Origin of the sequence: Mycobacterium sp. (assembly GCF_049281135.1) — a bacterium.
Classification (GTDB): domain Bacteria; phylum Actinomycetota; class Actinomycetes; order Mycobacteriales; family Mycobacteriaceae; genus Mycobacterium.
This window is the reverse complement of the sequence record NZ_JBAPRN010000360.1, coordinates 17,547-30,785: the sequence shown is the minus strand read 5'-3', so window position 1 is coordinate 30,785 and position 13,239 is coordinate 17,547. Positions and strand designations below refer to the sequence as shown.

Annotated in this window: 3 protein-coding genes; 2 read left to right on the top strand and 1 reads right to left on the bottom strand. The window is 65.8% G+C overall.

The window, feature by feature from the left end:
- On the top strand, positions 1-218 hold a 218-nt coding region (locus WAN02_RS14480), incomplete at its 5' end, for an acyl-CoA dehydrogenase family protein (RefSeq protein ID WP_422264894.1).
- Between the two features lie 86 nt (positions 219-304).
- On the opposite strand, the gene WAN02_RS14475 is transcribed toward WAN02_RS14480, so the two are convergent.
- A complete protein-coding gene (locus WAN02_RS14475; protein WP_422264893.1) occupies positions 305-11,413 on the bottom strand; it encodes a type I polyketide synthase in 11,109 nt (3,702 codons plus the stop codon).
- A 331-nt stretch (positions 11,414-11,744) separates the two neighbouring features.
- Between WAN02_RS14475 and WAN02_RS14470 the strand changes: the two genes are divergently transcribed.
- Positions 11,745-13,166 (top strand): condensation domain-containing protein, encoded by a 1,422-nt coding sequence (locus tag WAN02_RS14470; protein WP_422264892.1) that lies wholly within the window; start codon positions 11,745-11,747, stop codon positions 13,164-13,166.
- Positions 13,167-13,239: the final 73 nt, after the last annotated feature.

Genomic DNA, 13,239 nt, shown 5'->3' with positions numbered 1-13,239 from the left:
TGATCGCGGCACGCGCCAAGCTGCAGATCGGCCGGTCCGGCCGCCACATCAGCCAGGAGGCCATCCAGTTGCATGGTGGCATCGGGATGACCAACGAGTACCCGGTCGGTCATTACGCGGCGCGGCTGACCGCGATCGACCACACCCTGGGCTCGTCGCAAGATCAGCTGCGCGTACTGACCGATCACGTGAGCGACTACGACATCGTCACGCTGTAAGGCCTGAGCACCTGTAACGAGATCGACGCCAGCGTGGATGCCTGTCGGCCTTTCCCACGCTGACGTCGATCTCGGCGCCTAGAGCATCAACTCTGCTCGGAGGCCGGGTCAGGCTCCGCCACCGCAGGAGACCCCGAGCCATTCGACGAGCCATTCGAGGAGCCGTTCGACGAGGAGGTCGCGGTCTCCGCTTGCGCTTCACCAGAATCCGGCTCCGGCCCGGCCTCCGGCGCATCTGAAGGGGCGGCCGTCTCCGCCTCCGGGTCCGCATCGGGTAGCTGAGCCGCCAGGTATTCGCCGAGCCCGCCAATCGTCGGGTAGTCGAACACCGCGGTCGCGTTGATGGTGAATTTGCCGCCGAACTGGCTGTGCAACCGGTTTCGGAGTTCGACAGCCATCAGTGAGTCGGTACCCAGGTCCAGGAACCTGCTCGTTGCGGCCGGCGGTTGCGCGAGTCGCAGGAAGCCCTGCACTTCGCGTTGCAGGAATTCGGTGATGAAGCTGGCTCGCTGCGCCACCGGTATCTCCTGCAGTTGCTTGAGCAACTCACTGTCGATCACCTCGGCCATGTCACTCGGCAACACCAGATCCAGGATCGGTGGCCGTGAACTGCCCAGCACCTTCGCCGCACGCGCCCAGTTGGCCTTCAGGATGGTTGCCTGTCCGGTGCCATTGGCGACCACTTCGGCGAGTGCACCCAGCGCACCCGCCGAATCCAGCGGAAGCAGACCCTGCGCACTGATGTTGGCACTGGCGGCCTCCGACGAGGCCATACCGCCCCCACCCCAAGGACCGAAGTTGATACCGGTGGCAGGCAGGCCGTGCGCTTTGCGGTCCGCGATCAAACCGTCGAGCAACGCGTTGGCCGTCGAGTAGTTGGCCTGGCCCGGGGAGCCGAGCAAGCTGGACACCGACGAGGACACAATAAAGAAGTCGAGCTTGTCGTCCCTCGTCAGTCGGTCCAGGTGGAGCGCGCCGAACGCCTTGGGCGCCAACGTGGTCCGGAACCGGTCGAGGTCCTGCTGGTTGAGCAGGGCGTCGTCGAGCACACCTGCTAGATGTGCGACCCCGGCGAGCTGAGGCAACTCCGCGCGGATGCGCTCCAACAGCTTCTCGACGTCCGACTCCACGCCGACATCGGCCGAGAAGGTGTGGATGCGGCACTTGTAGCGCTCGCTGATCTCCTCGATCGTTTGTTGCGCCTCCGCGCCCGGCTCCCGTCGGCTGGTCAGCACGATGTCGCCGGCCCCGAGTTGGGCGAGGTACGACGCCGTGCTCAGACCGATGGCACCGAGTCCACCGGTGATCAGATAGCTCCGATCGCCGCGCGGCTGCAGCGGAGTCGGCATCTGGCACACGATCTTTCCGATGTGCCGGGCCTGCTGCATGCGGCGGAACGCCGTCCTGGCCTCCGTCAGCGGGTAGACCTCGGCGGGAAGCGGCGTCCACTCCCCCTTGGCCAACCCGTCCGAGACCTCAGTGAGCAAGTCGCGGATGCGATCAGGTTCGGTGAACATCACGGTGTCCAACGCGACGATCTCGTAGGCGATGTCGGGTCGGGCCTCGGCCATCTGCTCGGGAGTCCAGATATCGCGCTTGGCGATCTCGGCGAACCGGCCGTTCTGGGCAGTCGCCCGGATGGTCGCCTCGACGAACCCTTCGCTGGTCAAGCTGTTGAGCACCACGTCGACCCCGGCACCGTCGGTGTCCGCGAGGATCTGGTCGGCGAAATCGGTTGTGCGCGAGTCGTACACATGCTTCACGCCGAGTTTGCGCAGCGTCGCCCGCTTGAAGGTGCTCGCAGTCGCATAGACCTCTGCACCGTAATGTTGCGCCATCTGGATGGCCGCCAATCCGACACCACCACTGGCGGCGTGGATGAGCACCTTGTCGCCGGGGTTCAGCTTCGCCCAGTCGAACGAGAGCCGAACCGTGAGCGCCGCGGCCGGAATGGTTGCGGCGTCAACCGCGCTCACCCCGTCCGGGATCGGCGCCAGGAACTGAGCCGGCACGTTGAACCGGCTGGCGAATGCGCCCTGCATGGAGCCGTAGACCCGCTGACCGACCTCCAGTCCGGTGACGCCCTCACCCAATTGGGTGACGGTGCCGGCGAAGTCGCCGCCGACCGGCCCGGGGTCACCCGGGTAGAGGCCCAAGACGTTGAGCACATCCCGGAAGTTCAGGCCAGCGGCCTCGACCCGCACCTGCACGTAACCCTCGTCCGGCGCCGACACTTCCGCCTCGGTCAGACGCAGGTTGTCGATCGCGCCCCGCTCGGTGGGAAGCAGAGCGTAATCGTCTGCTCGCGGCACCGTGAGGTGGCCGCTGCGCGACCATTGCAGCAAGCGAGATGCCAGGAACCTTCCTTGGCGCAGTGCGAGTTCCGGTTCGTCGACCGGCACGCCGAGCAAGCCGGCCAACGAGCGCGCGGCCCCCTCTGCTCCGTCGGAATCAATGAGCCTGCACCGCAAGCCCGGCTCCTCGTTGATGATGGTGCGTCCGAGTCCCCACAGCGCAGCCTGCACCGGGTCAACCGGTTCGCTGGCTTCGGTCGCCACGCCTCGTTCGGTGACGATCCACAGTCCGCCAGGAAGTTTCACCTCGCCGCCCTGCAATGTGTGCACGGCGCTGAGCAGGCCGGTAATCTCGGCCTCCAGTCGCGCGGCGGACTCAGCGCTCGACTCGTCCTCAGTCGGTCCGGCTCCGCGCCAGACGATGCCCGAGATCGGCATCCCCTTCTCGTGGGCCTGCGACAAGAGCTGTCCCAGCAGCTCTGGATCGGTGATCCGGTCGAATGAGATGCAGCCCGGTACCTGGGCCGCGAGTTCGCCGTCCCCGGCAATCAGCCATGTGCCGCTGACGTTCCCGGCGTCATCGCTCGGCGGCGGCACCTCGTGCCAACCGACTGTGTACAGCAGCCGGGTTGTGTCGCCACCGAGGCCGCGCAGCAGCGCCTCTCGCGGCGCGCGCTTGACGGTAAAGCCTTTGATCCCACCCAAATTGCGGCCGTCTCGATCGATGTAGTCGAGGTCGAAGACCTGGGTTTCGCTGTCGAGTTCATTGGTGTGCCATTTCGCGCGGCAGTAGAACCGGCGAGGCATCTTCTCCCGCAGCGTCACTCGCTCGTAGCGCAACGGCAGGAACAAGACGTTGACGCCCTGTTCGGCTGCGCGCAGCGCCGGGAACGCGGGGAAGGCCACACCGGTGCACAGGTCCATCAAGACTGGGTGCATCGGCTCGGTTCCGAGGTTCTCGGAGAGCTCTTCGCCGACGGAGATGTCACCGATCGCCTCGCCCTCGCTGAGCCACAGCGACTTCAGCGATCCAGACCAGTTCGGTCCCCACGACAATTCCATGTCGTCGAAAGTCTCGAACAGCTCCTGCGGGCGCATGCGCTCCATCCGCTCGATTGCTGTGTCAACGGGTTCGACTGGCTCGGCTTCCGGCTCGTCGCCGGCGCCGGCGACCGCCGTCCCGTCGGCGTTCAACGACCACTCGGCGTCGCTAACACCGTAGGGGCGGCTGTGCACCTGGAATTTCCAGCCGTCGCCGTCATCAAGCGGATGGAGCAGCAGCTGCACCTCACGAGAAGCCTTCTCCGGCAGTATGATCGGCTCGTAGAAGAAGACCTCTTTGACGTGCGCAGGCGTGCCAACGGCAGCCAGAGCCATCGCGGCGTACGTGGCACCAGGAACGACGACGGTGCCGTAGATCACGTGGTCGGACAGCCACGGTTGCGACTTGACCGACAGCCTGCTGGTGTAGACGGAGTCGCCGGAAGCGAGATCCTTTCCGCCGCCCAGGAGTCCGGACGTCGCAGGACCGTCGACGCTGATCGACGAGCTCTTCGGCCAGAAGCGACGGCGCTGGAATGGATACGTGGGCAGCTCCAGCTTGCGACCGCGCTCCTGGTACAGCGCGGCGAACGTGGGCCGGTGTCCGCTGACGTAGGCATTGGCCAACGCATCAGCGATCTGGCCACGGTCACCGACACCCTTACGCAGTGACACGATCGCCCGCGGCGCGGCCAGATGCTCCGGCCACACCTGCACCGCGGCCCCGGTGAGCACCGGCTGCGGGCCGATCTCCATCAGCACCGAGCAGCCCAGCGCCGCAACGGTACGAACGCTCTCGGCGAACTGCACCGGCTGGCGGGAATGCCGCCGCCAATACTGCGCATCCAGCGGGGTTTCCGTCGTCAGAATGGCGCCGGTGCGGTTGCAGACCAGCGGCAACGTCGGCACCGCGAACTCGAATTGGCTTGCGAACGACTCGAACTCACCGAGCACCGGGTCCAGCAACTCCGAGTGGAAGGCGTGGCTGGTTTCCAGCCACGTGCAGCGCACCCCGTCCTCGCTAAACTTCACGACGACCTGCTCGAGGTCTTCTCCTGGACCCGAAAGCACGGTGTTGGGGCCGTTGTACGCCCCGACCGACACCTTCGGAAATTCGCCGGCAATCTGCTCGACGAGCTTGGGGTCGGCGAATACCGCCACCATCCGTCCGCCCGCGGGCAGACTGCCGAACAGCCGTCCGCGCTCGGCCATCAGCCGTACACCGTCTTCGAGGCTGAACACCCCGGCGATGCATGCCGCCGCGTACTGGCCCACACTGTGCCCCAGGACCACATCGGGCTCGATGCCCCACGATTGCCACAATCGGGCCAGACCCAATTCGATGGCAAACAGCGCCGGCTGCGCAAATGACGTGTGCTTCAGTGTTTCCCCGGCCTTGCCACCGGTCTCGCGGTCGGTGGCGAAGATCACCTCCAACAGCGGCCGCGGCAAGATCTCGCTGACCGCGTCGGCGCAGCGTTTCACCGTCTCCGCGAAAACCGGCTCAGCGTCGAACAGTTCGCGTGCCATGCCTGGGTACTGGCTGCCCTGACCGGTGAACAGCCACGCCGTCGTGGGCCGGTCGGTGCATTCGCCGCGGACCACACCCGGACGCTGCTGCCCGGCGGCCAAGTCGGCGAGAGCCGCGCCCGCACTCTGCACGGAATCCACCACGAGCCCAGCGCGGTGCTCGAAGTGCGAGCGACCCACTCCGGCGGTGCGGCACACCTCGGCGATGTCGGCATCCGGGTTAATGGTCAACCAGGAACTGTAGCGCTGTGCCAATTCCACCAGCGCCTCCGGGGAGCGCGCCGAAAGCGGCAGCACGTTGACCGACTCTTCCCGTCCGTTCTCCGCGCCATCGTCGCTTGGCTCTTCGTCGATGATCACTGGCTGTGCCGCCGGAGCATCCTCTATCAGCACGTGCGCATTGGTACCGGTAAATCCGAACGAACTCACCCCGGCCCGACGCGGCCGGCCGTTGGGCTCCCACGGAGTCAGCTTGTCGACGACCTTCACCGGCAGTGTGCCCCAAGGGATGTGCGGTGACGGGTTATCGAAGTGCAAGCTCTGCGGCAGCTCCCGGTGCTGCAGGGACAGCACGACCTTGATCAGACCCGCGGCTCCGGATGCCGATTCGGTATGACCGATGTTGGTCTTGACCGATCCCATCAGCAGCGGCCGGTCGGCGTCACGGGCGGCACCGTAAACAGCACCGGCCGCCTGCACCTCGATCGGGTCGCCGAGCGGAGTGCCGGTTCCGTGCGCCTCGAGGTAGTCGACGTCGCCGCCGGCCAGGCCCGCCCGGGCCAGCGCGGTGGAGATAAGCCGTTGCTGTGCACCACCATTGGGCACAGTCAGACCGCTGGACGCGCCATCCTGGTTGACGGCGCTGCCCGAGATCACCGCGGCAATCCGGTCGCCGTCGCGCTCCGCGTCGCTGAGCCGCTTGAGCACCAGGATCCCGCAGCCTTCACTGCGGACATAGCCGTCAGCCGACGCGTCGAACGTCTTGCATTGCCCGACCGGTGAGAGCATCCGGGCGCGTGAGGCGGCGACAACGGTCACCGGGCTCAACAGGACGTTGACACCGCCGGCCACCGCGAGATCGCAGTCACCGGAGTGCAATGCCTGGACGGCCTGATGGACGGCCACCAACGACGAGCTGCAGGCGGTGTCGACCGCGACGGCCGGCCCTTCGAGCCCGAGCGCGAAGGCAACCCGACCGGAGATCGCGTTCAGCGCGTTACCGGTGATGAAGTACGGCTCGATCTTGTCGATCGACTCGGCCGACAGCAGATGTGCGTATTCATTAGCGGCCACACCGGCGAAGACGCCGGTTCGGCTGCCACGCAACGCCGCCGGCGAATAACCGGCCCGCTCCAGACCTTCCCAGACCGTCTCGAGCATCAGCCGCTGCTGCGGCTCGATCCAGACCGCTTCGCGCGGAGAGATACCGAAGAACTCGGGATCGAATCCGTCGATGCCCTCGAGGAATCCGCCGAAACGGGTGTAGGTCTTGCCCGCCACGTCGGGGTCGGAGTCGTAGAACTCGTCGATGTCGAAGCGGTCCTCGGGGACTTCCCGGATCGCGTTGACACCGCCGGACAACAGATCCCAGAACGCTTCCGGGTTGGGGGCACCGGGGAAACGGCACGATACGGCGATGATCGCGATCGGCTCGTCGGTGCGGGCTGTGACCGCGGTCGCCAGCGACGGTCCGGACTTCTGTTCGGTCAACTCGAGCACGTCGCCGAGCAGGTAGTCCACCGTGTCAGACAGGCGCGGGTGGTCCATCGCCAGCGTCGCCGGGATCTGCTTGCCCACGCCCTGCTCGATGCGCCGCCGCAGTTCGACGGCCATCAGCGAATCCATGCCGAGGTCGAAGAACCCGGCATCCTCGCGGATCTCGGACGCGTCGACTCGGGTCACATCGGCGACCGCGTCGCGCAGAAAGTCCGACAACAGCTTCCGGCGTTGCTGCACAGGGGCGTTGGTGAGCCGCTCGACGAGTTCTGTCTTCCCCGACGCCGTGGTAACCGGCACCGCGCTGGGCACCTCACGCTCCAACTCGGCAAGGAAGGCCCGTCGGCCCGCCTGTTGATACAGCGGCAGGAATTTCGCCCAGTCGATCCGGGCCACGACGCCCTGCGCCACACCCTGTTCGGACGACGCCGTCAACAGGTCGGCCACGCCGGCCAGGGCATCGGCGGGTGACAAGGTGCGGACCCCGCGTTGGGCCAACTTGGCGCGCGCTTCCTCGTCCGCCATGCCCGCTGCCCACGGGCCGAAGTTGACGCTGACCCCGGCGAGGCCCTGCTCGCGCAACCGCCAGGCCAGCCCGTCGAGGAAGGCGTTAGCCGCGCCGTAGGCGGTTTGGCCGTATCCGCCCCACACTGAGGCGATCGACGACGTGCTGAGGAAGAAGTCCAGCTTCAGATCCGCAGCTGCTTCGCTCAAATGCCAAGCACCCCAGACCTTTCCGGCAAATACACGATCGACTTCGTCGTCGTCGAGGTTGCTCAGCGGCGTGGTGCCGATTTCGCCTGCGGCATGGACGATGCCGGCCAGCGGCGGCAGTTCGGCCTTGACGGTGGCCAACAGTCGAGCGACGTCGTGCGCATCGGCGACATCGGCCGCGACGACCTGGATGTCGCTGCCATGCTGCTCACGTAACGCGTCGATGCGAAGTTGCGCGGCATCGCTGGGCGAGCGTCGGCTGGTCAGCACCAGATGCTTGGCGCCGTGCGCGGCAAGGAATCCGGCGATTTCCAGGCCGATCGACCCCAGTCCGCCAGTCACCAAATACGTTGCGCCATCGCGCAATGCCAGCGGCGTCGCGCTCGGTGCCCCAACCCGACGGAGCAGCCGGGGCACGTAGACGTTTTGACCCCGCAGCGCGAACTGGTCTTCGCCGCGCTGCGCAGCCGACAGCTGGGTGACGAACCGCGACCATTCGTCAGCTGTGCCTTCAGACAGGTCCGCCAGTCCGCCCCATAACTGCGGCTGTTCCAGCGAAGCGGCACGTCCGAATCCCCACAGGGCGGTCTGATCGGGCGAGACGGTGTCCGTATCGGTGACTCGTTGTGCGCCACGGGTTACCAGCCAGATAGGCGCCCGCAATTCGGCGGCCGACGCGGCGCGGAAGAGTCGCTTTGTTCCGCCCAGGACTTGGTGCTGCATGCGCAGCAGCGACCGCATCGACGGCGCGGTGTCGGAGTCGAGGGCCGCGACGTGCACGATACGCAGCGTCGACGCCGCTTCAGCGGCGGCACGCAACGCGGCCGTGAGCTGCTCCTCGTCGGCGTCGGAGGCCGGCAACCCGAGAATCTGATGCTGCCGGCCCTGCGCTGTCAGCGCGTCGACCAACGGCGCAACGGCTTCGCCGTCATCGGCGATCAACAACCAGCTAGCCGTGCCGTCGCCCTCTGCGTCGGAGGCCGTGGCAGTGGACTTCTCCCAACGGATCTCATAGCGGTCGTCTGCGATGGATTGCGTATTGCGTTGCTGGTTGTGTTGTGCGGCAAGCTTTGTCAGCACTTGCACGGTCTGGCCGTCAGCGCTCGCCCCGCCGAGTAGGCCCGCGAGTTCCTCGATCCGGCCGTCCTCGAGAAGACGCATGGTTTGGGTACGCGGGCCACCCATGTGTGATTGTTGGTGGGGGCGCTCTCGCTTGTCCTTGTACCAGTACTCGCGATGCTGGAACGGATACGTGGGCAGGTCGAGCTTTCGCGCGTGTGCCTGCCGGAGGGCGCCGAAGTCGGGCAGATGCCCTAGCGCGTACGCGTCGGCAAGGGCTTCGGTGATCTGTCGGTGATCGGCAGTGTTCTTACGCATTGACGCGATAGCCCGCGGCGTGGTGGCCGGGTCGGGCCACGCCCGCAAAGCTGCGGCGGTGAGCACCGGCTGCGGGCCGATTTCCAGCAGCACCCTACAACCCAGGTCAGACAGCGTCTGCACGTTCTTGGCGAATTCCACCGGCTGCCGCGCGTGGCGGCGCCAGTAGTTGCCATCTAGTTTCACGCTTCTGCCGATCGCGACGCCGGTGCGGTTGCACACCAGAATCCGTTGTGGCGATGTGTATTTGAATCGGTCCGCATATGCCTCGAACTCGTCGAGGATCGGGTCCAGCAGCGAAGAGTGGAATGCGTGGCTGGTCTCCAACCAATCACACCGGACGCCGTCGGCTTGCAACCTGGCTACTACCTGATCCAGATCCGTCTCCGGCCCGGATAATACGGTGTTGGCGCCGTTGTAGGCGGCAACGGACAGGTTCGGGAATTCGTCGGTAAACCCTTCGACCCGCTCGGCGCCGGCGAAGACCGCAACCATCCGCCCGCCCGCCGGCAAACTGCCGAAAAGACGGCCGCGCTCGGCCATCAGCTGGGCGCCGTCCTCGAGGCTGAATACGCCCGCGACGCAAGCGGCCGAATACTGGCCGACGCTGTGGCCTAGCACCACGTCGGGGTCAAAGCCCCAGGACTGCCAGAGCCGGGCCAGGCCCATCTCCACTGCGAACAAGGCCGGCTGGGCGTAGGAGGTCTGGCGCAGTGTTTTTTCGCTGTCCGGACTGTCAACGTCGAAAATGACGTCCAGTAATGGCTTTTCGAGAACATCGGCGACCGCGGCCGCGCAGCGGTTCAACGTCTCGGCGAACACCGGCTCGGTGTCGAACAGCTCCCGCGCCATGCCGGGATACTGGCTGCCCTGACCAGTGAACAGCCATGCGGTCTTGGGCGTGCCATCGGACACTCCCCGCACCAGACCGGGTGCCGGGCGGTCGTCGGTGAGTGCGCCGAGCAACTCACTGGCGGATTCGGTCGAGTTGACCACCAGCGCGGCTCGGTGCTCGAAGTGTGCCCGCCCGACCCCAGCGGTCAAGCACACGTCCGCCAAGGTGGCCTCCGGGTGCGCGCTCATCCAGGTCCGGTACTGACCGGCGATCTGAACCAGCGCGTCTGGCGTGCGGGCCGATATCGGCAGGATGCTGAATCGCCGGTCATCGGCCGGCTCGGGTGTCGAGGCGATCTGGGCCGCTGGAGCCGGTGCCTCCTCGAGGATGACGTGCGCGTTGGTCCCGGCGAACCCGAATGAGCTGATTCCCGCGATACGCGGCCGACCATTGGGCACCCATGGGGTGGCCTCCCGCACGACCTGCAGCGCCAGTCGTTCCCAGGGAATGTGCGGTGACGGGTTGCGGAAGTGTAAGTGCGGCGGCAGCAACTGGTTCTCGAGCGACAGGATGACCTTGATGACGCCCGCGATGCCGGCGGCTGCTTCCAGGTGCCCGATGTTCGTCTTTGCCGAGCCGATCAACAGCGGCTCGCCGGGCTCGCGGCCCTCGCCGAGCACAGCGCCGGCGGCCTGAGCCTCGATCGGGTCGCCCAGCGATGTCCCAGTCCCGTGTGCCTCCAGGTAGTCGACGTCGGCGGGCGCGAGGCCGGAGCGCTTCAGTGCCGCAGTGATAACCCGTTGCTGGGCAACACCATTGGGCACCGTCAATCCACCCGACGCGCCATCTTGGTTGATCGCACTGCCGCGTATCACGGCCCGGATCCGATCACCGTCGCGGATCGCGTCCTCGAGCCGCTTGATGACGATGACGCCGCAACCCTCGCCGCGCACGTAACCGTCCGCGGCGGCGTCGAACGTCTTGCATCGCCCGTCCGGCGCCAGCATGTGCGCATGGGAGAAGGTGATCATCGTCGCCGGGGTGAGGATGGCGTTCGCGCCGCCCGCCAGAGCGAGGTCGCACTCGCCAAGTTGCAGCGCCTGACATGCGTGATGGATTGCCACCAACGACGAGCTGCACGCGGTGTCGACGGCGACCGCCGGGCCCTGCAGCCCCAATCGGTAGCTGATCCGGCCCGCCGCGGCGGCATTCGACGTTCCGATCGCCATATAGGCTTCGATCTCGGGGAAAGTCATGTCGCCCGACGCCATTCCCAGGTAGTCGTGGGTGGCCAGGCCGACAAACACGCCGGTGTTGGTGTCCGCCAAAGCCGTTGGCGCGGTGCCAGAATGCTCCACCGCCCGCCACGCCGTCTCGAGCAACAGCCGATGCTGCGGATCCAACAATCTGGCCTCGCGCGTCGATATACCGAAGAACGGCGCATCGAACCCCGTCACGTCGTCGACGAAGCCTGCCCGACGGGTCACAACCTTGCCGGGCGCGTCGGGGTCCGCGTCGAAGAACTCGTCGACGTCCCACCGGTCCTCGGGTATCTCCGATACCGCGTCCCGGCCTTCACGCAGCAAATCCCAGAACTCGACCGCATCCGCGGCACCCGGAAAGCGCGCCGCATAGCCGACGATCGCAAAACTTGATGTTGGCTGCAGGGGGCCTTCAACGGATACCATGCGCTGTCCTCTCGATTAGGGGGACTGTGAAAGATTCGGTCGCCGCGTGCGGCCCGGATGGGCAACAGAACTACCGCCGCGGGGCGGGTAATGCAAATGGCGTGCCGGCTGCGGTGCCGGATATTGGGCACCGTACCGCAAGGTACGGCTGTCATTGCCGTTCTACACCAGATGGTTCTATGTCAATAGCAAGGCCCGCCGGATCCGCGTGAGCTGTCGGTGAGCCCACGCAGGCGGGCGATATCGGGCGACAGTATGCGGAGCGGGATATCTTTGGTCTCGCTGCAAGCAGCGACCGCACGGGAGTCGTACACATCAGGAGGACGAACACTTGCGCATCGGGAAGATCACCGTCGGCTCACTCAAGGAATGGGTGCTGGCTCCAGGCTCAGTTACCTCCTGGCACCCGACGCCCGTGTCTGCAGGGAAGGCCCGGCACGCGCCGGCCAGTTCGGTGCCGGTCAGCTATATGCAGGGTCAGCATCTGCGAAATTACTGCGACCGGACCGCCGCGGGGCTGAACTTCTCCCGCCAAATCATCGCTAGCTGTGACGCGTCCGGCGAGTGCGATATCGCGGCGATGGATGTCGCCCTCAACGCCTACCTGCGTCGGCACGACACGTTCCGGAGTTGGTTCGAGCACACCAGCGATGACCAGTTCGTCCGGCACACCATCACCGACCCGGCTGACATCGAATTCGAGCCGATCAATCACGGAAACATGACCGAGGACGAAGTTCGCGCTCACGTCGTGGGTATACCGAATCCGTTGGAGTGGGGCTGCTTCACTTTCGGGATTGTGCAACGCGAGGGCCATTTCACGTTCTTTGTCGCAATGGACCACGTGCACGGCGACGCGACGTTGATCGGCACCACGATGATGGAGGCCAACGGCATGTATGCCGCGTTGAGCGGCGGCGGTAAGCCCCTCGAGCTTCCCGATGCCGGCAGCTACGACGATTTTTGCGTCCGCGAGCGCGAGTTCACGTCGACGTTGACCGTGGATTCGCCCGGGGTGAACGCCTGGATCGACTATGCGGAGAACAACAATGGCAGCTTTCCTGAGTTCCCGCTCCCACTGGGTAATCCGTCGGAATCGACCAGCAGCGAGATGGCCTCCGACCTCCTGATGGACCCAGAGCAGACCGAACGATTCGAATCAGCCTGCAAAACGGCCGGCGCGCGTTTCGTCGGCGGCTTGTTCGCCTGTCTTGCACTGGTGGAGCACGAGTTCACTGGTGCTCCGACGTACTACGGACTTACTCCGAGGGATTCCCGCACCGGCGCGGACAATTTCATGACCCAGGGGTGGTTCACCGGGTTGATCCCGATCACCGTGCCGATAGCTGCGGCCTCGTTCGGCGACGCGGCGTGGGCAGCGCAGTCTTCTTTCGATTCGGGTCTGGACATGGCGCGAGTGCCTTACTACCGGGTATTGGAATTGGCGCCGTGGTTGAAGTGGCCGCAACCGAACTTTCCGGTATCGAACTTCCTGCACGGCGGAGCTGCGCCGCTCAACGCCATTCTCGCGGCCGCCGATCTGGGCCTTGCGGACAACGTCGGGATCTACCCCGACGGACGCTTCTCATACCAGTTGACGATCTACATCTTCCGGTACGGCGAAGGCACGGTCATGGCGATCATGTATCCCGACAACCCGGTCGCCCAGAAGTCGGTGACCCGCTATATGGAGGCGATGCGGTCGGTGTGTACGCGGGTTGCCGACAGCGGACACTGGGGCCGCGTCGCATAGCGTGAGCAGGTGGATGGTTAAAACGGTGGGTAATGCGTCGGCGAGCGTCGCCGACGGGCGCAGAAGCTGCGCC